Source organism: Pseudobutyrivibrio sp. MD2005, assembly GCF_000621865.1.
Classification (GTDB): Bacteria; Bacillota; Clostridia; order Lachnospirales; family Lachnospiraceae; genus Pseudobutyrivibrio.
This window is the reverse complement of sequence record NZ_JHXE01000013.1, coordinates 23,738-50,553: the sequence shown is the minus strand read 5'-3', so window position 1 is coordinate 50,553 and position 26,816 is coordinate 23,738. Positions and strand designations below refer to the sequence as shown.

The window sequence follows — 26,816 nt, the reverse complement described above, 5'->3', positions numbered from 1 at the left end:
ATATAATATATGCCTATTAAATATAGTAGATTCTTCCGAGATAATACACACTAGCATGAAAAATATAGAAATGCTACTTGTCTATTTTAACTTTATTCAAAAACACAAGTAGCATCCGTTGATTGCCAAATAAATTCGCCCCGCAAACCATCCGTTGATTGCCAAGTAAATTCGCCCCGCAAACCATCCCTGAATCAGTTTTAAGTGTAAATCAGCAGCATCGTAATAAGTAAAGTGATATCCTTCTTAATTCCTCGCTATAAATATCCACACAATGTGAAAGAGACGCCAGCGGAGCGTCTCTTTCAAAAGGGAGAATAATGTTATGAAAAAATTGTATCTCTCTCGAGATGATTATATATTACCTGATAATTATGCGTAAATAGTGTAAAATGTGTGAATTTTCAGTGACTTTACTTTTCTCATTTTTTCGTATTTGTCCCAATGAAATCGCGCTAACCTAGGCGAAAAAAGAGATGCCACAAGGCATCTCTTTCGTTCTCTTTCGTAGAACTATTACTGAATAGTTTCAACTTTGATTGTATTTGTATTTCCTACAGAACCATCGATTGGACCACCTGTAAGAACTACCATGTCACCCTTCTTAAGGTTAAGCATCTGCTGAACACGTGATACTGCATGATAGAACATAACATCAAGTGACTTAAACTTATCAACAAGAACTGGTGTAACACCCCAGCTAAGTGCAAGTCTTCTCCAAACCTTTTTATCTGTTGTCATAGCGATAACATCTACTGGACAACGGAAACGGCTGACACGCTTTGCTGTGTAACCTGACATTGTGCAAGCAACGATAGCCTTTGCCTCAACATCTATAGCCATTGAGCATGTTGAGTGGCAAACAGCATCTGGTGTAGATGCAATGCCGATATCTTCCTTGTGGAAACGTCCTTCGTAGTTGATATCGTTCTCTGTAGTCTCAGCGATTTCTGCCATTGTAGCAACAGCCTGAACTGGGAATTTACCCTGAGCAGACTCGCCTGAAAGCATGATAGCTGATGTTCCATCATATACAGCGTTAGCAACGTCTGAGATTTCAGCACGTGTAGGACGTGGATTAGTAATCATAGACTCAAGCATTTCTGTAGCTGTAACAACGCTCTTACCAAGTGAACGTGCCTTAGAAATGAGTTCCTTCTGAACAGCTGGAAGCTTAACAAATGGAATCTCAACACCAAGATCACCACGAGCAACCATGATACCGTTAGCAATTTCAAGGATTTCCTCTACATTGTCAACACCTGGCTGATTCTCGATCTTTGCGATAACAACGATATCCTTACCACCATTCTCATCAAGGAATGTTCTAAGCTCAACCATATCCTGCTTTGTAGATACGAATGAAGCAGCAACGAAATCAACATCATTCTCGATACCGAAAAGAAGATCCTTCTTATCCTGCTCTGAAAGGTATGGGCCTGACATAACCTTGTTAGGGAAGCTCATAGACTTCTTGTTGCTCATAGTACCGCCTGCAGTACACTTTGTGATAACATCGTGTCCCTTGATTTCTGTAACCTCAAAGAATACGATACCGTTACAAACTGAAAGTGTATCACCAACGTTAAGGTCGTTGTGAAGGTTCTTGTGAGTAACAGAAACACGTGTCTGATCACCCTCTACATCATCTGTTGTGAAGATAAATGTATCACCTTCTTTTACAGTAACTGAACCGTCCTTAAATGTCTTGATACGGTACTCTGGACCCTTTGTGTCAAGAAGAATAGCGATAGGAAGGTTAAGCTTCTTGCGAACCTTCTTAACTAAATCCATCTTCATTCCCTGCTCTTCGTGATCACCATGAGAGAAATTCATACGGGCAACATTCATTCCAGCCTGTGCCATTGCTGTAAGAGTTTCCTCATTCATACTAGCAGGTCCGATTGTACAAATAATCTTTGTCTTTCTCATTCAATAACTCCTCTATGTTTAATTAACAACACACTTAAAATTTAAAAAAGCCATTCCATAATAACACCAAATCGCCTTTTCGTAAACCGCCAATTACATCTGTTGCATATATTCTAAGAAGTCTGAATATTGATATTCCCCATATATTGTATCAAATTCGTAGTTAGATTCTATTTCACTAATTTTATTTTTTATTTCATCCTCGCCAAGAGATTTGTCATCAGCGCTGTAAAAAACAGCTCCAGCAGCATTCTCCAGAGCCTCATCAGTGCTCTCATTTTCATCTGGATATCCATTGTCATTAAGATCGTCATAAAGCCTTGTAGTCTCTGTGTAATCAGCTCTCATATGAGTGTCATGCAAAAAGATATAGCTTGTCTCCGATTCAAGCCCTGCATAATCTGAGTTATATGCTCTCACACAGCCTTTACGTGGTGAATAATCGTATCCTGTGACTCCTCCTGCCCCATAGCCCCAGTTTTCTATTATAGGATTGGCTACGCCATCCTTAAAACTATATACACTAGTATAATACCCTACTACATCAACTACAAGCTCTGGAGTATCATCTTCATCAAGATAAATCAAAGAAAAGCTTACATTATCTATATAATTCGCAATCTTCGCTACTTGGGCATAAGCCTCTTTCCAATCACTGTATGTTCCAGAAGTATTATCGCCTAAAAGGACTTTCTTTACACCTGATATGGTAAGGTCACCTGTTACCATTCCCTCTATTTGCTCAGAAATATAATCCTGCAAATACAATTGGTAATAGTCACCTCCATCAGATTCTGCTTTATATAGGAAGACATGTTGATTTCCATCGTTGCACTCTCCTATAACAGCAACATCTGTTAATCCATCGGCATTAAAGTCAAATACACCTACCGCTTCAACAGTGACCATATACTGTTCCTCTGCATATTCTGGATACATATAAGATGCTAAAGTATCAAATTCTTTCCCAGCATTGGTGATGATCATATATGCGCTTTTCTCTTTTGCAGAATCTCCCTGATATGTGATAAATCTGCAAGTACCATCTGCCCAGGAAAGCTCTATATCAAATGTCTGATTAGGATCATTACCAACTTCATATAGGTATACGTTAGATTTAACCTGATATCCGTTTTGAGTCTTTTCCACTGTCAATTCTCGATTTGGATATAGTGGATATTCATCCTCTCCATAATAATTGGTAGCATTATCGTTGATAAACTCTAGAACATATTCGTTTCCAGTCTTTGTTCCTGATGTGCAAGTAAAAGGCTGATAATTAGTGTCTCCATGCTGAGCATAGTAGCTATCGTACTTCTCAACATATGTCCAATCCGGCAAATCTCTTTCACCATCAAACTCTATTCCTGCATAATCCATCATGAAATTCTTAATATCTTCTGCCTGAATTCCCAATAAATCCGTGTAGATTTCATAGCCATATTCCTGAATGTAAGCATTCTTTTCTGATTTCGAAATTGATTCTTTTGCAATTCCTGCGCCGTTAAAGAGCACTTCATTCCAATCGATTTCTTCTGGCGAATTGTATGCTGTAACCAAAAAGCCATTATATTCAGCAGTATCAAATAAATCTGTGAATTCATCCAGCTCATCCTGATTAAGCTCAACAGTCTTCTCTGTTTTATTTGCCTCCTCAGTATTACTCACTACATTCCCATTTTCTGATTTTGCCCCTGTAGAATTTCCTGTTTTACCACAACCTCCAGCAGCCAAACACACTAATGCTGATGTGACAAATAGCACAACCATTCTTTTTTTCATAATTATTTATCATTCCCTTTCGCAACAATATTCGTATAATGGTAAGTTATCACTTTATTGGAAGATTTACAATCCTGCACCACCATAAGAAAGAGTTTCGCTCTGCAAAACTCCAGCAGTGCGAGCCGGCAATTGCTGTAAGCAATTATCTTCCTATGCCGGCGAGACACATCTTTCAAGCGCAGCTTGTTTTTTACTTCATAGGAATTACAGAGTAATTTCTATGAAGCAAAAAAAGTCACTTGGCCCCGTCCAAGTGACTTTTCAATAATATCCATTATAAAATTACTTTACGTTGAATGCATCCTTTCCTGGATAGCAAGCTGCTTCGCCAAGCTGCTCTTCGATTCGAAGAAGCTGATTGTACTTTGCAACACGCTCTGTACGTGAAGGTGCACCAGTCTTAATCTGGCATGTGTTAAGAGCTACAGCAAGATCTGCGATTGTTGTATCCTCTGTCTCGCCTGATCTGTGAGAAGAGATTGCTGTATAGCCAGCCTTGTGAGCCATCTTGATAGCTTCAAGTGTCTCTGAAACAGAGCCGATCTGATTGAGCTTAATAAGGATTGAGTTACCACATCCATTTGCAATTCCCTTTGAAAGACGCTCTGTGTTAGTAACGAAAAGATCATCACCTACGAGCTGTACCTTGTGGCCAATCTTAGCTGTCATCTTCTGCCAACCTTCCCAATCTTCCTCATCAAGACCATCCTCGATAGAGATGATTGGATACTTGTCAACAAGAGCTGCCCAGTGGTCAATAAGCTCATCTGTTGTGAAGTCTTTGCCTGACTTAGGCTGATGATAGAAGCCTTTGCCTTTTTCTGACTTCCACTCGCTAGATGCGGCATCCATAGCAATCATAAAATCCTTACCAGGCTCAAAACCAGCCGCCTTGATAGCCTTTAAGATTGTCTCGATAGCTTCATCATCGTTCTTGAGTGAGTTAGGAGCGAAACCACCTTCATCACCTACTGCTGTAACATCTCCCATCTCCTTAAGAATAGCCTTAAGTGCATGGAATACCTCAGCACACCAGCGTAAGCACTCGCTAAAACTCTCAGCACCAACAGGCATAATCATGAATTCCTGTGTATCAACAGCACTATCTGCATGAGCTCCACCATTTAAGATGTTCATCATTGGTACTGGAAGCTTTGTTCCCTGAATACCGCCTAAGAATCTGTATAGCGGAATATCAAGTGATGTAGCTGCTGCTCTACAGCATGCAATTGATGTTGCAAGAATAGCGTTTGCACCAAAGTTTGACTTATCCTTTGTGCCGTCTGCCTTAATCATAGCTGCATCGATTGCATAAATGTCTGATGCATCCATTCCGCAAATAGCATCTGCGATAGGGCCATTGATATTAGCAACTGCCTTTGTAACACCTTTTCCTAAATATCTATTTTTGTCGCCGTCGCGAAGCTCAAGAGCTTCAAACTCACCTGTTGAAGCACCAGATGGAGCCATTCCGCGGCCAACTGTACCATCTACAAGTGTAACCTCGCATTCAACTGTAGGATTTCCTCTGGAATCAAGAATCTCCCTACCTACTACTTTTTCAATCTCTAAGTAATCCATAAAAGCCTCCTTTAATAGGTTTGTGGCTCCTTTGATGTCAGGTAGCAACTAACAAAAAAGGAGTCCCACAATGATTTACACATAGTTAGTAAATTCTAACCATAAGTAGATTAGCAGAACTCCATTTTCTCGTCAATGTTTTATGAACTATTTTTCCTTATTGAGAAAATCTTTCAATAATTAAATTAAATCGTACTGGATTGTTATATTACTGTTTTCCACGCTTACAGTACCAAGGGCTCCAGAAATGATAGGCATTGCAGGTGGAAGATGTCCTACATCAGCATCCATCACAATAGGTACATTATATTTTCCTAAAATGCCAGTCACAGCATTATATTGATCAAGTCCCATCATCTCCTGCTTCCATGCAGCCCATGGACGTCCAACGATAAAGCCTTTTGCATTTTTAAACCAGCCTGCATTATCAAGGTTCCACAGAGCACGCCTGATTGACATCACATTCAAATCGCAGGCTTCTATAAACCAGATAACGCCCTCATCTTTATACTTTTCATTAAATGCCTCTACGTTATCATATTTAGTGCCCACAAGATTTGCCAAGCAATCCAGACATCCTCCTGTAAGACGTCCCTTAAACTCAGGCAGGCGATTCATTTCTGCCTCTCCCATAAATAGGCGCAGTTCTTTTTTCTCAGTCAGATTATATGGCTCAAGAGGATGCTCTTCGTCCTTTAAAGATTCCAATTCGAAACTATCGTAGCCTGAAACCTGCTGCAATTTACCTGTAAAAGCTTTGATTGTATCTTCTAAAGCTGGATGTAATACCTTTGCTCCAAATCCTCCAATGCATGGGCCATAAATCGAAGCTGTATCACAAATAGTATTTAATAAAAAAGTGAAATTCGTATTATCGGAATAGCCCAAAAACCATTTTGGCTTTGCTGCCTTCACTGCCTCAAAATCGATATAATCTAAAATCTCACACATCAATTCTCCGCCACCGCAAGAGATTAATATGTCATTATCATCAGAGCAGTAGTATTCTGTCAGCTCCTTGCCACAATTTGCTGGTGTTGAGCTGATGCCTATGCCGTCATCCTTTCTGCAATTAGGCCCTTCTATGATGGAATAGCCCATACCTTCAAATCGTTTAATCGCTGCCTCCATGCAGCTTTTGTATGGCTCAAATGTGCAACCAAAAGAAGGTGCCACAAGCCCAATTGTGCCATTATTTTCTAAAAAAGCCGGATATCTCATTATTCCTCCAAGTCATAACTTATTTCATCTAGCTCAGCGTGGAAGAATTCACACCAGCTATACTGATTCATATAATCACCCAAGTATTTATACTTAGATGCATTTTTCTTTTCAAGCCAATCAAATAGATCGCATTCTATTCTTTCTTTTGCAATGGCCATGCTGCCACGCTGCTTTAGGATGATTCCTTCAAGCTTCAGCTTGGTGAAAGTATTTTGCAGATCCTGACGAAGATTTGATAGATAGGACTGCTTTTTAGCAGGGTCTCCATCATCTTCCCAAAGAGATGCAATAATCTCTCCGTTGGTGGTCTGTGCCCCTCTATTATTAATCAAAATTGCCACAATTTCCTTTGTTCTTGAGTATTTGAATTCCACTGGTTTACCATCTACAAATAGCTCAAAATTGCCAAAGGTCTGAGCAAACACACGCTTATGGTCATTGTATTTTTCAGCGTATCGAAGCTGCGCCAATTCATCTCTCACCTTATCTTTTGTGACAGGTTTTAACATGTATCCGCTTGCATGAAGCTGCATAGCCTCAAATCCGTAATTGGTCGTGTTGCTAGTGAAAATAATATTAATAAATGGATTAAGCTCTTTTAAATAGCCTCCAAGCTCAATCCCACTTAAATCACACATATCAGTATCTATTATCGCAATATCAATTTCAGATGTACGAGCCATGGCAAGGGCATTCAAAGGATCATCAAAGGATACTACTTCAGCTCCTGAAAACAAGTCTTCAGACACTTCAAGTAGCTCATCAAGGTCCTTTTTCTTGTCGTCAACAAACATAACTCTCATCAGATATCACCTCCCGCCAAACTTATGGAAGATGTTTTCTGATTTTTGCGTTGTTCGCTTGTCATATTAAGAGGTGATGCCTCGCCCACAACAAGCGTCTTACTTTCATTTACAGCCATGTCATGAAGCATTCCGCAGTTAAGATCTACAATTACAAGTGCAGCAAATCTATCATAATTATCCTCGTCTATGACAGGAAAATGGTGCTTCATTCTATACCAGTGTTCAGAATCATACCCAACACTTCCAATGTAGAGCCTATCAGCTGTGTCAGCCACATCATCAACACTGGCATATGGAGCATTTTCCATTGCTGTATCCTCACAAAATAGGGTGGCATACACCCTTAGAATCTTTTCTCTGAGAGTTTCTTCATGACCATCTTTTGCATATTTGCCTGTAAGCTTATCCATGGACTGATAGTAATAGTCCTGAGCCTCCTCGCTATCTTCAAAATTAATCAGAGCCTCGTACAATTTAACATCAATCATATTTTTCTCCTATTTTCCAAGATATCTAAATCCAAGCATTGTAATATCGTCAAACTGTGATGCTTTGCCGACAAAATCATCTATGCTCTCCTTCACATTTTTAAGAAGGATTTCCGGTGAAGCTTCTGGGGCGACATTTAAAGCTTTTAGCATTCTCTCTGGACCATAAAGCTCATCCCAAAGGCTTGTAGCTTCAGCCACGCCATCTGTATAAACAAAAAGTGTATCGCCTGGATTTAGTTCAAATTCATGTTCTTCGAATTTGATTCCATCTATTGTGGCAACAGCTGGTGAATGCTTGTACTTCTCAAGCTTAAACTCTCCGCCCTTTCTACATATTGCAGGATATTCATGGCCTGCATTTGATGCAATTCCTTTACCTGTTGTTAAATCGATGATTGCACACCATATTGTGACAAATAACACAGCATCATTATCTTCACACAAAAGCCTGTTGATATCATATAGTATTTCTGAGGTAGATAGATTCTTACCTGTTAACGCTCTATTTTTTATGAGTGTTTTGGTGATAGCCATAAATATGGCAGCCGGAATACCTTTTCCTGAAACATCAGCCATTACAAGGGCGAGATGATTATCGTCTATGAAGAAGAAATCATAGAAATCTCCACCTACTTCTTTGGCCGGAGTCATTGTTGCAAATATCTCAAACTCATTCCTGCCAGGAAATGGTGGAAAAACATTTGGAAGCATAGATTCCTGAATGCGTGATGCGATGTTTAACTCCACACCAATTCTCTCTTTTTCAGCAGTGATTCGCTTTATATCGTCAATATATTCAACGATATCTTTTTCCATATTGCTAACAGATTGGGCAAGCTCCTCAAGCTCATCATTTGTATTGATATTTTCCAATGTATCATCCTTGTATGATGTATCTATCGAAAACAGTCTCAGATTATTTTTAATAATCATAAGAGGCTTGATAATACTCGTACGCATAGCGCGCCAACTAATAATGCAATATATGCCCAAGACAATGAATGAAATGATGCTTATGTTCAAAGCAAATCTATTCAAAGTGGTACGAATGACTTCCATATTGGTATCAACAAAAAGTAAAGCTACCACTTTCCCAGAGCTATCCTTTACAGGAAGACAGCTAGAAGTTAAATAGCCGTACTGGGAATGTCTAACCAAATAGCTTTTTGGCTGTACACCCTCCTGATATGCCTGCCAAATTTCATCAAAAGGCGCCGCAATTGGATCTACAAATCCTATATTACTTCCCGAATCATAAACATATTTAATTGTCTTATCTTCGTAAGGAACCCCTATATAGATATAAGCAGCATTGGAATGGGCCTGTATCCCCTTTAGATAATCAACCATTTCATAATAGTAATCGTCAGCCTGCCAGGTAGATGTATATTCTGCGATTTTATCGTGGTCGATCTCGTCCATGATTATATTGGCTACCACATATCCGCGCTCGTTATATATTTTTTGAATCGCCTTATCAAAAATCAGGGAACCACTTATGCACATGATTACATTCATCAATAACGTAAATACGATAATTGATAATAGTGCCTTTCTGTTGATTCCCCAATTTTTCTTTTTCTTATTACTAGATTTCATAACTGCTTTTACAACTTTAACAATCTATTATTCTACGATTGTGTCAAAATTAATCACATCAGAAGCAAACATTTCATCATATAAATCATTAAGTTTTTTCTCTGCTCCTGCTGAATCATAGTTGCTATTATCTCCCTCATCCTCTGATTCATAGAAATAGTTTTCTGCACCGTCTGTAGTGTATTCCACAGATGCTTTCTCAAGAATCTTCACACCATCTTCTGTAACTGCATATTTACATACCCAGTGATTAGAACCTGTGTATAGATATGTGCCATCAGTAGAAAGTGGATAAGCTGTTCCGCCTGAACATACCTTTCCAAGCACCTGGATTTCATCACCCTTATAGATATACATTGTGGCATCAATAGCTGCCATATTTCCATCCATGTTGTCATAAGTGCCACTGCAGACCATTAAAACATTTGTGTCGCCAAAATCGATATTTGTGTATCCCATTCCTGGTTCAAGCTTTTTATCCACAATCTGAGTGAATGTATCACAGCCTTCAATATCAATATCTGGCGCCGATTCTTCTGAGATTTCTTTTATAAATTCTATTGATGTTTCAGTAGGTACAGCTGCCTCCTCAGTGGTGTCTTCAGCCTCTGCTTTATCCGCCTTCTGATTTTCTACTTCAGCTGCTGTTTCAGTAGTCGCTTCATTAGAAGAATCCGATTCAGCTTTATCGTTACCACAACCTACCACTGAAGCCATCATCACTCCTGCTAAAAATAAGCCTAAAAATTTTCTTTTCATTGATTATCCCCCTTCTTGTGTAAAAACAACATCAAGGGTGTTGTTACTCAACACCCTTTAATGCTTCAACCATAGATATTTCATTTACCTTAGAAATTACAAATAAGTTAATCATCATTGAAACAAAGAACGTTCCAATAACTGCTACAACATACGGCACTGCAGACAGTTCCATAATTACATCTATATCATCCAATAAATATAGATCGATTAATTCCATAAGGATAAGCTTGCCTGCCGGCACTCCAATAAGTGCGCCTAACGCTGTTACCGTTAAGTTCTGCTGCAATAGAATCATTTTTATATTGAATGATTGAAATCCTAGTACCTTCATTGTGGCAATCTCTCTTATTTTTTCAATATAAGAAAGCTCACCTAAATTATAAAGCACCACGGTTCCCATTGCTACACCAATTACTATTAAAATAATAGAAATCGTATAACCAGATTCGACAGTCGCTTCTGCAGCCCTTATAAGCATATCTTTATCATTTATAGCAATAATTCCATCTTTATCCTTAAGCTTTGATGGAACAGTTTTGTTGGTATAAATTATATTAGGCTGGAAATCTCCTTCTATATTTTCCCAAGCTTTTCTGCTCATGATAAGGCCTTGTTCAGTACCCAGCTTGCAAAATTTTACTATTTTAGCCTTATACTCTTTGTCGTCTCCAGGCATATGCCATCTCAGTTCATCGCCCACCTCAACATGGAATGTCTCCCTTAGTCTACTTGTGAGAACTAGTCCCTCATCAGGCAATTCAAAGAATTCTATATTCTCATCCTGAAAACGATAAATATTTCCCTCATCGACTATACTCAGTGGACGAACTCTATGACCTTTGTCTGAATAAGCGGTAACGTCAATGGATTGTACCATTTGACCATCATACTGTTTGGAATAATCCAGAACTGTTCCATAATCAGCATCGCTATTAAATACAATTTTGTAATTAGTATTCAGAAGGTCTGTGAATACCCATCCAGCTTGGCCATCAAGCATTTCATAGAATCCAACTGCTGTAAATATCAGCATCGAAGTAACAGCTATGCCCATTATACTCATCACTGTTCTAAGCCTATTATTTACAACATCTCTGATATTCCAACGTGAGCCAAAAGCAAGCTTTTCCCATGTCTTACTTCGCTCTAATATGCCCATTGAATTATTCTTAGGAGGTTCAGGTCTAAGGATATCTGCAGCTTTCTCGGCCAATGTCTTTCTTGTACAGATAAAGGTCGTGACAGCTCCAATCAATATTGCAATTACAGGCATTATATAGCTCTTCTGTGTTAACAGCGGATCGTAATATGGATTCTGATAATAGTAAATATCGATGTCTATAAGAAATGCACCAAGCGTGTACTCTCCAACAATCGTTCCAAGTATCGATGCAATTAGTGTAACTATTGCAGAATAAGACAGATAATGGGTTGTTATTGCTACATCAGAAAATCCAAGGGCTTTCATGGTTCCTATCTGCCCTCTTTGATTGCTGGTGATACGAGTCATTGTGGTGATGATACCCAAAGCAGCTGTCAATAGGAATAGTACTGTAAATATAGTTCCTAATGCAGTCATTGAATCAATGCTTCCTGCAAACTCATCATAGATATCATCCTCTACTTTAGTTTTAACTACTACCTTCTTGTTATCAAGCTTTTCAGCAACCTTCTCCTTCATATAAAGCATGTAATCACGTTCTTTATCAGTGAGAGTAAGAGATTGGCCTTCAACTTCTTTCAAATCCATGATTAGCTGATCGTACTTTATCTCTTTATATGGAGCTTCGCTTATATCCATTACTACAAATCCGTGGGTTCCATAATTAGGCTCAGGATATGTTTCGTTTGGTACGTAGTATAGATATTCTGGATAATAAACTATGCCCTTGATTTCTTCCTTAAAATTTACTCCCTCTGTATTGATATTAATTACATCTCCAACCTTCAGGCCCATTGGTGTAGCAAAACGTTCCTCAATCCAGGCACCTTTTGCTCCAGGAGTATATGCTTCACCGGAAATCACCTTCATTTTTGATACGTCATTGCCATTAATATAGCAAATGGCAAGCAAACGTTCCTGATCAAGTGTAGTCTTGCCGGTTGTGTGGATTAAGCCATTAACACTCTTTATCTCTTCCATTCCTTCCAATGCGGAAATTTGAGTATTATCAAACTCATCGCCTTCCACCTCAAGGTCCTTATAGTTGGTCTCCTCAAGGTACCGGCTTCCCATAACACCAAACTCAGCATATTCGGTATCAAATCCAGCAGACATCAGCATGGCAAAAAAGGTCATTATGAAGATAGATAAAAACTGCACCCCATTGCGTTTGAGGTCTCTTAATACCTTTCTTAAAAGCATAACTTCTCCTCTATTCTGCTACACGTTTGCTTCCTACTTCGTCCTCTGCTACAGGTACTGTGATAACCTGCTGATTTTCGCTTAATCCGTCAACAATCTCAACTTTGCCACCACCAGATACTCCACGTGTGATGTCCTTTCGTGTGATTACATCATCCTCTAAAACATATACATAGCTTCCCTGATCGTCTGTATAAACAGCCGTATCACTTACTGTCAAAACATCCTTCTTTTCATCTGTAAAGATCTTAACATCTGCCTCTAATCCTATAGTAGGCTTTGCTTCGCTATCTTCGATGTTTACAAATACTTTTACCTTAGGCTTGTTGGAAGAATCTGTCTCAGCCACTGGAGAAATGCCACTTACTACACCATTGTAAGTTGTACCACCAATTATAACCTCTGCCTTCTGACCAACAGCTACGCTTCCTATATCAAATCTGGAAATCATAACCTTTACCTTGTAACCAGAATCTGGCTGAATAACAAAAAGTGGTGTTCCGGCAGTAACTGTAGAACCTGGATCTACTAATCTTTGAACGATAGTACCACCGCATGAAGATAATAATCCCTGTTCAGCAAGTTCAAGATCACGATTAGCCTGTGTTTCCTGAATCTTTGCAAGTTCGATAGAATCTGAATACTGAGCTATCTGGGAATCACTAACGATTGCCTGCTTAGCAATAGATTCGTTTTGTATATTTTGAGACCAGAATCTGTCGATTAAATCAAGGTGTCTTAATACCTCAAGGTAAACTGTGTATTCTTCAATAGTCATGCTTCGTGTGTCAATGCTCATGATTGCTTTTCGGTTAGATTCAATTTGATGATAGATAGAATCCACTCTACTTTGAGCATCATCTCTATCGTCTCCTTCTGCTGAGCTAAGTTCACTTTGAGCAGATGATAAATCAGCTGATAAAGTTGCAAGCTGAGCCTCAAGTTTATTGATTTGATATTGAATCTCCTGTGCTCTTGCTTCCTTTGTTATATCAAGTTCATCTCTTGACTCAAGTAATCCGGCATAGATTTGCTTATTAGCTTCGCCTTCAACCTGAGCTACATTTAGCATATCTTTATATTCATTATTTTTGGAAACTGCTGCATTATAGCCATCCTGATAGTATTTTTTATTTGCAGAAGCTGCCTGCACACCTTCCTGGAATGTGGTCAAATCATAGGTTGCCAAAACATCTCCAGCGGCTACGTTTTCATAATTTTTGAACTTTACGTCTGAAACCTTGCCTGAAACTGGCGAATATATTGTTATGGCATCGTCTGCCGAAATATTACCAACCTCTGAAACATAAGCCTGCACATTGCCTTTAGCAACTTTTTCTACGGCAATTGTCTCTGGGATTAAAGCGTATACAATAGCACCAACTACGCATAAAAGAACTACAAATGCGGAAATAATAACTTTTTTCTTTTTCTTGAAAAGATCTTTGATTTTATCCATATTACCACTCCACCTCATCTACAGTTTTCGGATTCTCGTTAATAACTACACTATGAACCGTTCCATTTTTTACGTTTATAATCTTGTCAGCCAGTTCAGCAAACAAATCGTTATGGGTTACTATTACAACTGTTCGATGTTCCTCTTTACTTTGTTTCTGCAGCAAATTAATGACCTCTTTACCTGTGTTGGTATCAAGGGCACCGGTCGGTTCATCGCACAAAAGTAGTCTTGGCTTTTTGGCTAACGCTCTAGCAATTGAAACTCTTTGTTGCTGTCCACCGGACATCTGAGATGGGAAGTTCTTCCATTTATCTCCAAGCCCAACCAAGCCCAAAGCCTCCTTTGGATCCATGATTTCTATTCCAAGCTCACTAATAAGTGCTACATTTTCAAGAGCATTTAAAGTTGGTATTAAATTGTAAAACTGAAAAATGATTCCCACATCTTGCGCACGAAAAACACCTAGCTGTTTATCGTTAAGTGCGGTCACCTCTTTTTCACCAAACATGATTTTTCCTGATGTGGCAGCATCCAACCCACCTAGCATATTAAGCAGCGTACTTTTTCCTGCTCCAGATGGCCCCAAAATAACAACCATTTCCCCTTCGTCGATTGTTAAATTCACATCGTGCAGGGCTTCATACTCAATATCACCAGTGCGGTAAATTTTGCCCACATTTTCGAAACTAATTAGAGTCCCCAATATGTTCCCTCCCCGCATACACTTTTTATTTAAGTATAACGATTTTGATAGCGGGAACCTCAAACTTCACAGTTTTTTTAGATTTAAAAAAAGCCAACCTCCGTTTCAGTGAGGTTGGCTTTTTGCTATTCTTGCGTTCTTTGAGACTTATATCGCCCATGGCACCACGATGGTGTCAACGCTTGTAAGCCAGGTGTTGCCGTTTCTTCGGCGGACATCGAGAGAAGTGATTGATACGGAGTTCTGAACCTTTACATCAAGGGCGCCGGTGCTGTCAGAAGCAGAACCTAAGGCGCTGATTACATAGCAGGTGCCATTTACTGTTCCAAGATAAATCATAGTGTGGCCTGGGAAGTATAGCGGTGTGCCTGGGAGGCAACCAGCGATGGTGCCTGTTTTAGTAGCGTCGTCAAGGGCTGATACATCGATAAATGTGCCAGGAACCTTTTTCTGCCATGAAGTGTTTCGAGGCATTTCAAAGCCAAAGCACTTGTAAACATTTCTGACATAGGCTGAGCAATCAACAGAATCCAGCATTCCACCCCAGCCATAAGTATTTCCTAAATATGAGAAAGAAAGTTTTAATACATTTGCTGATGTTAATGGCAGATACCCTACATTTACATCCTTGCCCTGAGAAATCAGCGCAATCTGCCTAACCATTTTACCATTTGCATCTCTTGTTGGGACGTAGACAACATAGTTGTTCCAAGTGCCACGCATAGCAATATTTCTTGGCACATCGTTTTCTGGCACAAGTTTTAGTGTGGTGCCCATTGTAAGCTTCAAGTTTGATGTTGCAGGCGAATAGTAAGATTCAGACAAGCTAAACTCATCACCTGTTACAACAAGAAAATTGCTGTCCCCTATGTCAGTCTGCCACATATTTAGCCATTCATTTTTTGTATCACAAAAAGCGATATCATTTCCAAGCACCCATCCAGGAACATTATTTGAGTATCCATAATAGAAAACTACGCCATTAACAACGGCACATTGCTTGACCAAAAATGGTTCATTTACTCGCATTGATGACAGGATGATTTCATCATCTGAGTCTGTGTCACTGTAGCCAATGTAGTCCACTGTTGGAATTGCCTTTATTTGTGTTTGCTGCACTGCCAATGCATACTTAGGATATGCCATCCCATCCCATGCTGTATTCTGAACCCAATTAGCCACTGCGCTGTAATAAGCAGACTGATCAATTTGTACTCCATTAGCATAAGTATCCTTGGTTGGCATCTGTTCTATCACATCGGCAACAAGTGCTTCTTTCAATGCCGTGGCATCATAGCCAGAATCCATATGTGCAATGTCATGCATGTTACAATCAGGTGTATTTAATGCCAGCTGATTGTAATTTGCTATAGCAGATTGATTCATCAAAACCACATTTTCAGAATCCCCCATTAATGATGTCCAATAATCTGCTGTGCACATTTCATCTGTTACTTTACTTTCTGTACTCACTTTGGCATCAACTGTAAATGTAAATCCTCCAAGCATAATAGTTGATGCAAGCAATACCGCCATTATCTTTTTACCAATCATATACCCCTCCTACTTTTTTAACTCAATCCTCTATTCTGGTGACCAGCTAGCTTGTATATCTTCAATTACGATGTTTTCATCCACCTTCACAACAATTTGATAATCATCCTCGTATACAATCTCTCCAGGAAAATTGGTGTATACCACGTAATACGGATGATTGTATCTTTCAAGCAGCCACAGGAGCGGATTAATCATCTTCATCATCATATCGCTATTCTCTGTTTTGAAATAACAAATAACTTTTTCCTGCCTTTGACATTGTGGTGGCCATGGAAGCTCATCTGCAAACCATGCATCTATTTCTTTGAATAACTCAGTGTCCTCCTCGTCCATCACATCATCAGTTAGCATTTGATTAAACATGCTAAATATTCCTTTACCTGTCATGGTGTTTCTGGCCAGCTCTTTTCCTTGGATTCTACAGTATTTAAACTTTATTGCCATAAGCTTAGAACTCCCCTTTATAATTCATTACAGCTTGCCTGATTTTCTTCTCAGGCTTACTAAGTTCAAGCATTGATTGCTTTTTATTCAATGTATCTATGATTGCTGCAATATAGCGATTCATATTTACGGTCAGATAGTATTCTTTTTCCAAAAGTTCCGGCTTTTGGTAAACCAAATTGGTTGTAAGAATCCTATCAAACAGCCCATCAGCATAAGCCTTGTCCAGTTTTTCAAATCCAGCCGTAAATAAACCAAATGTTGAAAAGATGAATACTCTATTTGCCCCACGCTCTTTTATCTGCTTGCAAACGTCAATTATGCTTCCACCTGAAGCAATCATATCATCCACAACAATTGCATCCATTCCATTAAGGTTACTTCCGCAAAAATCATGAGCCACTATAGGATTTACTCCATCAATGATGTTTGCGTAATCTCTTCGCTTATAAAACATACCTAAATTAACGCCAAATAATGATGCATAAAAAATTGTTCTTTCAGTAGCACCTTCATCAGGAGCAATCAGCATGAGATGTTCGGCATCCAACTTAATATCCTCATATTCTGCCAGGAATGCCTGTGTAAACTGGAGCGCTGGAGAAATATTTTCAATTCCGCTTAAAGGAAGAACATTTTGCATTCTGGAATCATGAGCATCAAATGTGACTATATCATCGACCCCTAAGAATTCCATTTCCTTTAGCATCATGGCGCAGTCCAAAGATTCTCTAGTAGTTTTGCGATGTTGTCTACCTTCGTATAAAAATGGCATTATAACGGTTATTTTGCTAGCCTTACCATTGCAGGCCATGATAACTCTTTTCAGATCCTGATAATGGTCATCCGGGGACATCCTGTTGTACTCTCCGTCCATTTTATACTTTATAGAATTGTTGCATACATCTACTAAAATGTATAAGTCCTTATCTCTAACAGATTTTTCGATTACAGCTTTGGCCTCTCCACTGGTAAATCTTGGGCACTTGATTGGTATAATGTAATTGTCGGCGCCGCGCCATTTACATAGGATTTCATTTATTTTTTCTGTTTGTTTCTCAAACGATTCTAATGAAATAATTCCCAGCTTATCTTCCATAAATGCCCTCCAATCTGTCTAGACTTACAACTCCCCTTATAGATTCATTCTATCAACGTTTCTATAGATTTGTCTCATAAAACCCCGCATTTCACAAAGGTTTCACATTTAAATTTTATGAAGCTTTAATTTTCTGTTTATGATATACTGTATTGGTCTGACTTAAATTGATTAGAAGGAGAATATCAAATATATGAATTCAAAACGAGACGCATTTACAAGCCGTCTAGGCTTCATTATGGTAAGCGCTGGCTGCGCTATCGGAATCGGAAATGTATGGAAATTCCCATATGTTTGCGGTGCCAACGGAGGTGCAGTATTTGTACTGTTCTATCTCCTTTTCTTAATTATCATGGGTATACCGGTAATGACCATGGAATTCGCTGTTGGTAGAGCAAGTAAACAAAGTGTCCTTGAGGGCTACAAATTATTAGAAAAGCCTGGCCATAAATGGCATCTACACGGATATTTCTGCATGATGGGCTGCTACCTTTTAATGATGTATTACACCGTTGTTTCTGGATGGATTCTCAACTACTGCTGGAAGTTCCTCTCAGGCCGTTTTGACAACGTAAGCACAGATGAAGTTGGTCAGGTATTTACAGATATGCTTGCCAACCCTTCAGAAATGGTTGTATTTACTTTTATAACAATTATTGTCGGATTTGTTGTTCTCTCATTTGGCGTTGAAAAGGGGCTAGAGCGCGTAAACAAGTTTATGATGACAGGTTTATTACTTCTTATTGTAGTACTTGCTGTACATTCATTTACTCTTTCTGGTGCTGGCCAGGGACTCAAATTCTATCTATATCCTAATTTAAAGAAGGCTAAAGAAATCGGTCTTGGCAAAGTAATTATGTCAGCTATGAATCAGGCATTCTTTACACTTAGCTTAGGTATTGGTTCACTTGAAATCTTTGGTAGTTACATGAATGATGACAACTCACTTGCAGGCGAATCCATCAGAGTATGTATACTTGATACATTTGTTGCATTACTTGCAGGACTCATTATTTTCCCTGCATGTTTCTCATTTGGAGTAATGCCAGATCAGGGTCCATCACTTATATTTATTACCCTACCTCAGATCTTTTTAAACATGCACGGTTCACGTATTTGGGGTACATTATTCTTTGTATTTATGACATTTGCAAGCTTTTCAACTATCACTGCTGTATTTGAAAATCTTGTTGCATACCTTATGGATAATCATGGTATGTCTAGAAAGAAATCAATCACTTTCAATCTTGTATTTATTCTAGTTGCATGCGTGCCTTGCATACTTGGATACAACATCTGGAGTGATTTACACATTATCGGTGGAAGAGACGTTCTTGACTCAGAAGATTTTATTGTCAGCAATCTGCTTCTTCCAACAGGCGCACTTATATTCTTACTATTCTGTGTGCTTAAATCTGGTTGGGGATTTGACAACTATCTCAAGGAAGCAAATAAAGGTAACGGGCTTAAGATATCGCCTAAAATTAAGCCATATTTACTATATGTTCTTCCTGTCCTTATTCTCATTATCATTATTCAAGGACTTGTTTAATAGAAACTATAAGAGCCAGCTCATAGGAGCTGGCTCATTTTTATTAAGTCTTATTCGATTGTAAGAATATCAGAGAATCCTGTTACATCAAAGATTTCCATTACTTCTTCAGATACGTTATTGATTACCATCTTGCCCTGTTTATTCATAATCTTCTGTGTAGAAAGAAGAACTCTAAGGCCAGCACTGGAAATATACTCAAGCTTTGTAAAATCAAACTTTAAGTCTGTAACACCAGCGATAGCATCATTAACTGCTGTTTCAAGCTGAGGTGCTGTAGAAGTATCTAATCTACCTTCTAATCCAATAACAAGATTTGCTCCGTCTTTCTTCTGATCGATGTTTAACATAGTTAATCCTCCTTCATTTTGTAAATCATTGTCATCTGTACTTTATTGCTCTTTATTCCTACAATTACATCATCCGCAATACTTGCAACAATAGATTTCTCAAGCTCATCCCAAGCAGCCTGCATTGCTTCATTTTCTTTTCGCTCCTCGCCCAATGCTTGACGGTAGTCAATCATAGACCACATAAAGCCTGACATCGCAGTTGGGTTAGTAGCCACTGAAACATCATGGTAAGCACCAATTCCTGCATAGTTAACAGTAATGCCATTGTATTCCTGATTAAGCTTCATTACACTCTCATAATTCAGCATACCAGTTTCAATAATATCTTTTAGCTTGCCCATGAATCCATGTACTAATGCATTCTGTCCACTTGAAGATAATGAAAGCATTTCATATTTCTTGTCAGCATCCATTTTCGTGGTACCAACAAACTTGACTGCACATTGACTTGCGTATTTTTCTACCCAAATCATCGCTGTGAAATCGCCAACCATTTCTTCTACCATACCAATGGTTTCTTCCAATAGTAGCTTCATTCGTAAAGAATCCTTGCCCTTAAGGCTTAACTCCGCTACTACGCTATCCACCTTGCTGTAGGCAGTTGCCAGTGATTCCTCATCTGATGATAAGAATATCTGAGATGAAATCTTAACAGGCTTCTTGGATGATATCTGAACGATTGAGTTGGTAAAATCTTTTGTGATAATCATTAAAACATGATTATCCTTAACACCAACAGCAATATCATCTGCAAGATTTGCCAAAACGGAACGTTCAAGATTACCCCATGCTTCCTCGGAATACTTATCCTGGGCTCTCTTTCTCATTAGCTCTGCTTCATATTCAGCCAATGACCATGTTGGTTTCTTTGGCTTAATAAAATAAGCTCTAAGCTCCTCAAAGAATGTTTTGTCTGCACTATTTTCGCCAGACGATGATACGGAAAGAAATTCCTCTTGTTTATTTGCATCAATTTGTGTCTTAAGCATCAAACAGATATGCGAAACTCTAGCATTTCCCTCTAACCAAAGTTCGATTGAATTATCATCATTGGAAATAGATTTTGCCAATCGTAGTGCCTCTTCAGTTAGCAATGTAAATCTAGTCTCATTCTTCCCCGTTAGGCCAACTCTAAAAAGGTAATCAGCAAGCACATCTTCGACTCGATCAAACTGACTCTGCAAATTCGTGATTCTAATATGTTCTGACTGCATCGTACTCCCCTTTCCCATTATTTTGTCTATTTATAGTATATCCTTTTTTTCAGATAATTATTATAGTATTCACAGTTTTTTCACTAAAGTAAGAATATTTTTTTCTCCTTCTCGCTTATATATGACATCATCCATGCTCTTTTTAACCATAAAAATCCCCACCCCGCCGATTTCGCGTTCTTCAACTGATAAGCTCACATCTGGGTCTTCCTTCTCAAGCGGATTGTAATATACACCTTCGTCCTCAAATGTCATATATACATTTTCCTGATCTGTTTCCAGTGATAAGGTCATAGGGCCACTGCCTGTATCGGGTATCTGTTTTCCATTAGCATCAGTCTTTGCATAAGCATAATGAGCAATATTCACAAATATCTCTTCTAGAGCTACTGTAAGCTGCATCATCTGTTTCATACCACAGCCCAACTCTTCAAGCTCCCCCTCAACGAATGCTGTAGCTTTGTCTAGATTTTCAAGTGTTGCTTCACATTCGAACGTCTTTTTCATTTAATATCTCCTTATCTCTTCTACAGAATACAGTTACGATTTTTTTACAGATTATCCTCTCTGAGGCCGCATTCTTTGCATCTTCCTCTTGTTCCAGTGAATACAATAAATTTAGTAGTCTTTTTGCAATTTGTGCAATAATGATTCACTGTTACCTCTTTTTCACCAATGCCGCCTGTTCCACCTGTTGCAAATTCTAATTCATCAATATTTAATTCCTTTAATTCAGTCATTTTAACTCCTCCTCTAACTGCTTCTGTAGCTATATCCTATCATTCCTTTTGTCATAAAACTGTCATACAAACTATGAATCCAATCGTTGTCTGGATACAAGCTCTGCAAAAAATCCATTTTGCTCTATTAGCTGGTCATATGTACCATCCTCAATAATGTGGCCACCATCCATCACTACTATTCGGTCACATTTTTTTATGGTCGAAAGCCTGTGAGCAACCACAATACGTGTGCATCCCATTTCATCAAGTGCTTCCGAAACCTGTTTTTGAGTAACATTGTCCAGCGCCGATGTTGCTTCATCAAATATAAGCAGTTTAGGATTAGGAGCTACCGCTCTAGCAATCATTAATCTTTGCTTTTGCCCACCTGATATACCGCCTTGGCCTTCGGAAATCATAGTAAACATTCCCATAGGCATATTTCTAATGTCCTCGGCTATCTTTGCTGTCTCTGCAGCCGCCCATGCATCTTCAATAGACAAATCAGGCTTCGTAATTACGATATTAGAATAAATATCGCCTTGGAACAATCCACCATCCTGAGTAACTGTTCCAATATTTTTTCTCAAAGAGCCCATATCAAGCTCGCTTACATCTCGACCATCGTAATAAATTGCACCCTTTTCCGGTGTTTCAAATCCCAGTAGCAAACGTATCAGTGTTGATTTACCACATCCTGTACGACCTACAATCGCCACGTAGTCTCCTGCTTTAATCTTTAACGAAAAATCATCTAATATATATGGTGTATTTTCGGCATATCTAAATGATACATGGGCTAACTCAACATTTCCTGCCAGTTCTGTCACAATCTCTTTATTCTCTGATGTTTCAGGCACTGTTTTCAAAAATGGCTCTGACATTTCAAGAATAGGCTTAATCTGTGCAACTGAAAGGGCTATACTTGAAAGCTGTGTAAATGCAGCCATAACAGTGCCATAAGCCGCAATAAAACCAAAATATGAAGATTGCGAAACATTTCCTATAATCGCTAAATAATACAGGATAATAGTTGAAAACAATGTAGTTCCAGTAATAACAACATTGCTCATTTTTAATATTGTTGGAGGATTATAGACCAGCTCCGCAAGCTTCGAATAATGACTTAACCATTTTGCAAAAATACGTTTTTCTGCTCCCGCAAGTTTTATTTTTTGAATTCCTGTAATGATTGAATAAGTTAGTCCTGATTCTTTTGCCTCTTCCTCACGTATCTTTTTGCTTATTCCAACCTGTAGTATAGTTATCATCAAAGAAAAAACTACTGTAAAAATAATGATGATGATAGAAGGCACTACCAAAGTTGGTGCATATCTAAAAATCTGTGTTATGTAGATGAGTGATGCTATGGCAGAAAATCCTGTAGTCATAAACATCTTTTCTACCAAATCGCACAACTCATTAACAGCCATTGAACGTGCTTTTAACTCACCCGGACTGTATTTTCTGTGAAAACTGACCGGCAATGACAATATTCGCATCATCATGGAAGACTCTACTGCCACAGAGGTCTTAGTTTCCAACCTGGCAACCAGCAATCCATTAACAGCCGTAATTAGCTGAGTGGACAATGATATACAGAATATAAATACTGCTGCACCAATAAGGGCAGTTGAATTTTTGCTGCTTAAGACAGGACCTGTAACCGCCACTGTAATCTTTGGCAACAATAATCCAACACAACTGATTAAAAAAGTAGCTAGGGCGATTAGCAAAATATCCCCTGCCGTAATAGAATCCTTCAAGAATAAAATCAAATCCCCTATTCCAAGCTCCTTTAGTGGCAACGGCTTGTAAAAACAAATTGCTTTTCTCGAAAAATTCTTTGCCCTTTTCTTTGTAATTTTAACTCTCACACCAGTAGTTTCATCTATGTATGAGTACCCACTAAAAACATTAGGCAAAAGTGCAATCGGCTTTCCTGTATCTTGAAAATATCCAAGCATAGGGCCATAGGCGTCCTTGTACCAGCCATCTTCAAGCTGTACAGACCTGCGCATCAGGCCATAGTGTCTCAAGCAGTAATCCATGTGCTCTTTGCCACTGCTTATATTTTCAGATACTTCTACAGGCTTATAGTGATAATATTTCAGAATTTGATCCAGCTCTTGTTTTGTTACAATTTGTTCATCGCTAATTTTTTCAGCTGAATGTTTGCCTAAAATAACATGAGCAATTCTCTGAAAGGAATCTTCTAATGCTTGCCTATCAGCTTCTCTTCTCTCTTCAATTTGGTCTGCGAACCAACTCTTCATATAGTCCTCACTCGTTTGCTATAAGATTTGCATAGGTACAATTAGCCTTAATTAGTTCCTCATGTGTTCCCTTTTCTACGATATCACCATGTTCCAAAACAATGATTTTATCGCAATCACGTATTGTAGATAAACGGTGAGCTATTACTATGCAAGTAATACCTCTCTCCTTAATAGATTTAACTACCTCATATTCGGTCTTTGCATCAAGTGCGCTTGTTGCCTCATCCAAAATAATAATAATCGGGTCCTGAGCCAGCACTCTTGCAATTTCCATTCTCTGTCTTTGACCGCCAGATAAATCTCTTCCTCCAGAAGTAATCTTATGATTGTATCCTCCTGGCATGCGCAAAATATCATCATGTATCTGTGCATCACGAGCTGCTAGAATCACCTCAAATGGTTTGATGGATTCATCCCACATACGGATATTATTTGAAATTGTATCCTCAAATAAAATGATATCCTGATCAACCACGGCTATAGAGCCAGTCATAACCTCTCTAGGGTATTGGGACCTGAGTTTTCCATCAAATAAAATCTCGCCACTCCATGGTTGGTATAGGCCAGATATCAGCTTAGACAATGTGGATTTGCCACATCCAGAAGCTCCTACAATAGCTACTCTTTCACCAGGTTCAATGGATAAAGAAAAATCTTTTATTAATGGTTCTTCTAACCTTGAATATCCAAAGGTCAAATTTTTAATTTCTACTTTTCCTCTTAGCTTTGATAAATGCTCCGTAGAGTTATCTACACTACTTTTAAGAGCTATATCATTAGGATAGGTCATAACATCTTCAACACGTTCCATATTTGTACGCATTTCCTGAATTGTCTGGCCCGCATTTATAAGTAAAGTAGCTGGACTAGTGAATGACGCAAGCAAACCCTGGAACATAAAAACAGCACCTAAGCTAAATTTACCTTCCATTACAAGATATACGCCAAGTATCAAAACGATATAGTTGGCCAGTATGTCAAAAAATACCGGAAGCATTCCCCAAAACTGATCCGTCTTTACCGCCTTTACGGACTGAGCATTGGCAGATGCCTGATATCCTGCCCACTTCTCAAAAAATCCATTTTCTGCGCCACTGGATTTTATTGTTTCAATCATCTCAATTCCGCTTGCAGTGGTGGATTCCAGCTTTCCCATATCTCGCAGTTGAACTCTGGAAATATTTACTCGCTTTTGAGAAATAATTCTGGCTATGAAAGCATTGATTACCAGTGTACTAACACCAATAAGAGTAAGCAGAGGACTTTGTTCCAACATTAATGCCAAATATACAATCATCATCACTGAATTGATTACTATAGGGGCAAATGTATTTACCAAAGTTCCTGCAATTGATGCATTAAGATGTAATCTACCTTGGATATCCCCAGCAAAACGTTGTGAGAAAAACTCCATTGGGAGACTTAACACCTTCCACATATACGAGCAATTGCCAAGGGCTGCCATTTTTCCGTTAATCTTATATGAATAAATAGCTTTAATCCATTCAACAACCAATTGCAGCACTGCAATCATTACCATTATTAGAATAAATGGATATATCCAATTGCGATTCGTTCCAGACAGCAATCTATCAATAAAGATTTTGGATGTGACAGAATCAAACACACCAAACATATATACAAGGGCTGTAGTAATGATTACAAACACAACCATTCCACCTGTGCCCATCATTCTCTTTTTCGCAAAATCAATTATGCTTTTCTGTTTGCCCTCCATAACAAAGGAATCTGATGGAGTAAGACAAAGCACAACTCCAGTAAAGGATTCATCGAAAATATCCCAGCTAACGGTCACTAAACCTTTAGCTGGGTCATTAATATATGCTTTATTACCTTTAAAACCATTCAAAACCACAAAGTGGTTCATGTTCCAGTGTATGATACACGGAAACTTTCCATTCTTCTTAAGCTCCTCAGGGCTTAATCTAAAGGCACTTACTTCAAATCCGTAAGATTGGGCTGCCTTATAAATATTCTTGGCCTTTGAACCATCACGGGATACACCACAGTCAAGTCTTACCTGCTCCAGTGGTATCCATTTGCGATAATAAGCCATAATCATAGCGAGGCATGCAGCACCGCACTCTAGTGCCTCAAGCTGTAATATAACAGGTACCTTTGCAACACCTTTTGTAAGCGTAGGTGGAACCTTCTGTCTGTCCATTCATTCACCTGCCTTCTGTCAAAAGCTTAATTGGGTGTATCTGTTCTACTATAACTCTGGCATCATATGTTCCATCTGCCAAATCTACTTTTGTATGTGCAACCGCCCTGCCATATTCATCTGTATCTACAGAAGAAATAACATAATCCGTAGAAGCAATATGAGCAGTCATTCCGGTGTTAATAGTACTATTTTCTTCTGTCCCGGTGATAACAATATCAGCCGTGCCACCAGTCACTACTGCTTTCCCATCAACATAAGTTGTTATGGTACCCACTGCAGTCCATGCAAAAAAGCCAACAAAAAGTAATACCACTATCGTTAGTATTACCCACACACCTGGGGCAGTAACCCTAAGATAGTCAGTTAATTGTTCTGGAGATGATATTCTTTCAAGTGTTTTTTTTCTAAATATTCTGTTTTCCATGTCTCCCCCAATTAGTCTTTCATTTAGCTATTACGCCATGAAATTAACCTCGTTGTTACTTTTAACTAAACCAAAATTAGGGCAAGGCCTTCCTGTATTTTTGTAATTTGTATTTTCACATACAAACACACCTGTGTTGCCGCCTTCTTCTCTTTTCTGGCTTTTGTACTTTAACTTAGCACCGCACTTCTGACAGTATGCTGTTACGTCCCCCTCATCTATGCTAATACCGCCTACTACATTTTCTAAATCGTTTAATTTAAGCTCCATATGA

At 38.7% G+C, this 26,816-nt stretch carries 23 protein-coding genes; 1 reads left to right on the top strand and 22 read right to left on the bottom strand.

The window, feature by feature from the left end; genetic code table 11:
* Positions 1-516: 516 nt before the first annotated feature.
* From pyk to T498_RS0105050, 14 genes are all read right to left on the bottom strand, one after another.
* Positions 517-1,932 carry a pyruvate kinase gene (gene pyk, locus T498_RS0105115; protein ID WP_028234990.1) on the bottom strand — a complete coding sequence of 472 codons (1,416 nt, stop codon included), beginning with the start codon at positions 1,930-1,932 and terminating at the stop codon, positions 517-519.
* Positions 1,933-2,025: 93 nt separating this feature from the next.
* A complete protein-coding gene (locus T498_RS0105110; protein ID WP_028234989.1) occupies positions 2,026-3,714 on the bottom strand; it encodes a hypothetical protein in 1,689 nt (562 codons plus the stop codon).
* Positions 3,715-3,999: 285 nt separating this feature from the next.
* Complete coding sequence (gene eno, locus T498_RS0105105; protein ID WP_028234988.1) at positions 4,000-5,298, bottom strand: phosphopyruvate hydratase; 1,299 nt, start codon at positions 5,296-5,298, stop codon at positions 4,000-4,002.
* A gap of 180 nt (positions 5,299-5,478) precedes the next feature.
* Positions 5,479-6,519: a S66 family peptidase gene (locus T498_RS0105100; RefSeq protein ID WP_028234987.1), complete on the bottom strand. Its 1,041-nt coding sequence runs from the start codon at positions 6,517-6,519 to the stop codon at positions 5,479-5,481.
* Positions 6,519-7,325, bottom strand: coding sequence for a response regulator (locus T498_RS0105095; RefSeq protein ID WP_028234986.1), 807 nt, complete (start codon positions 7,323-7,325; stop codon positions 6,519-6,521). Before T498_RS0105095 ends, T498_RS0105100 begins: the two co-directional genes overlap by 1 nt.
* On the bottom strand, positions 7,325-7,816 hold the full coding sequence (locus tag T498_RS0105090; RefSeq protein ID WP_028234985.1) for a hypothetical protein: 492 nt from the start codon (positions 7,814-7,816) through the stop codon (positions 7,325-7,327). Before T498_RS0105090 ends, T498_RS0105095 begins: the two co-directional genes overlap by 1 nt.
* 9 nt (positions 7,817-7,825) lie before the next feature.
* Positions 7,826-9,418 (bottom strand): PP2C family protein-serine/threonine phosphatase, encoded by a 1,593-nt coding sequence (locus T498_RS16155; protein WP_051524608.1) that lies wholly within the window; start codon positions 9,416-9,418, stop codon positions 7,826-7,828.
* Positions 9,419-9,445: 27 nt separating this feature from the next.
* Positions 9,446-10,177 carry a hypothetical protein gene (locus tag T498_RS0105080; protein ID WP_028234984.1) on the bottom strand — a complete coding sequence of 244 codons (732 nt, stop codon included), beginning with the start codon at positions 10,175-10,177 and terminating at the stop codon, positions 9,446-9,448.
* Between the two features lie 43 nt (positions 10,178-10,220).
* Positions 10,221-12,545, bottom strand: a complete 2,325-nt coding sequence (locus tag T498_RS0105075; RefSeq protein ID WP_028234983.1) for an ABC transporter permease — start codon at positions 12,543-12,545, stop codon at positions 10,221-10,223.
* A gap of 10 nt (positions 12,546-12,555) precedes the next feature.
* Positions 12,556-14,004, bottom strand: coding sequence for an efflux RND transporter periplasmic adaptor subunit (locus T498_RS0105070; RefSeq protein WP_028234982.1), 1,449 nt, complete (start codon positions 14,002-14,004; stop codon positions 12,556-12,558).
* A 1-nt stretch (position 14,005) separates the two neighbouring features.
* Positions 14,006-14,710, bottom strand: a complete 705-nt coding sequence (locus T498_RS0105065; RefSeq protein ID WP_028234981.1) for an ABC transporter ATP-binding protein — start codon at positions 14,708-14,710, stop codon at positions 14,006-14,008.
* Between the two features lie 147 nt (positions 14,711-14,857).
* Positions 14,858-16,264, bottom strand: a complete 1,407-nt coding sequence (locus T498_RS0105060) for an NlpC/P60 family protein (protein ID WP_028234980.1) — start codon at positions 16,262-16,264, stop codon at positions 14,858-14,860.
* A 30-nt stretch (positions 16,265-16,294) separates the two neighbouring features.
* Positions 16,295-16,711: a hypothetical protein gene (locus tag T498_RS0105055; protein WP_028234979.1), complete on the bottom strand. Its 417-nt coding sequence runs from the start codon at positions 16,709-16,711 to the stop codon at positions 16,295-16,297.
* 4 nt (positions 16,712-16,715) lie between these two features.
* Entirely contained in the window at positions 16,716-17,810 is a 1,095-nt protein-coding gene (locus T498_RS0105050) for a ribose-phosphate pyrophosphokinase (RefSeq protein WP_028234978.1), read from the bottom strand.
* A gap of 193 nt (positions 17,811-18,003) precedes the next feature.
* Here T498_RS0105050 and T498_RS0105045 point away from each other — a divergent pair, with 193 nt between their 5' ends.
* Entirely contained in the window at positions 18,004-19,362 is a 1,359-nt protein-coding gene (locus T498_RS0105045; RefSeq protein WP_028234977.1) for a sodium-dependent transporter, read from the top strand.
* Between the two features lie 50 nt (positions 19,363-19,412).
* On the opposite strand, the gene T498_RS0105040 is transcribed toward T498_RS0105045, so the two are convergent.
* From T498_RS0105040 to T498_RS0105005, 8 genes are all read right to left on the bottom strand, one after another.
* Positions 19,413-19,712 (bottom strand): STAS domain-containing protein, encoded by a 300-nt coding sequence (locus T498_RS0105040; RefSeq protein ID WP_028234976.1) that lies wholly within the window; start codon positions 19,710-19,712, stop codon positions 19,413-19,415.
* A 2-nt stretch (positions 19,713-19,714) separates the two neighbouring features.
* On the bottom strand, positions 19,715-20,929 hold the full coding sequence (locus tag T498_RS0105035) for a hypothetical protein (protein ID WP_028234975.1): 1,215 nt from the start codon (positions 20,927-20,929) through the stop codon (positions 19,715-19,717).
* A gap of 69 nt (positions 20,930-20,998) precedes the next feature.
* On the bottom strand, positions 20,999-21,436 hold the full coding sequence (locus T498_RS0105030; RefSeq protein ID WP_028234974.1) for an ATP-binding protein: 438 nt from the start codon (positions 21,434-21,436) through the stop codon (positions 20,999-21,001).
* A gap of 44 nt (positions 21,437-21,480) precedes the next feature.
* Entirely contained in the window at positions 21,481-21,669 is a 189-nt protein-coding gene (locus T498_RS0105025; protein WP_028234973.1) for a hypothetical protein, read from the bottom strand.
* A gap of 71 nt (positions 21,670-21,740) precedes the next feature.
* Entirely contained in the window at positions 21,741-23,927 is a 2,187-nt protein-coding gene (locus T498_RS0105020) for an ATP-binding cassette domain-containing protein (protein ID WP_028234972.1), read from the bottom strand.
* A 7-nt stretch (positions 23,928-23,934) separates the two neighbouring features.
* Positions 23,935-26,115 (bottom strand): NHLP family bacteriocin export ABC transporter peptidase/permease/ATPase subunit, encoded by a 2,181-nt coding sequence (locus T498_RS0105015; RefSeq protein WP_028234971.1) that lies wholly within the window; start codon positions 26,113-26,115, stop codon positions 23,935-23,937.
* Between the two features lie 4 nt (positions 26,116-26,119).
* The gene (locus T498_RS0105010; RefSeq protein ID WP_028234970.1) at positions 26,120-26,542 is read right to left on the bottom strand and encodes a hypothetical protein; all 423 of its coding nucleotides are present in this window, start codon (positions 26,540-26,542) and stop codon (positions 26,120-26,122) included.
* 30 nt (positions 26,543-26,572) lie between these two features.
* Positions 26,573-26,812 carry a hypothetical protein gene (locus T498_RS0105005; RefSeq protein WP_028234969.1) on the bottom strand — a complete coding sequence of 80 codons (240 nt, stop codon included), beginning with the start codon at positions 26,810-26,812 and terminating at the stop codon, positions 26,573-26,575.
* Between the last annotated feature and the right edge of the window lie 4 nt (positions 26,813-26,816).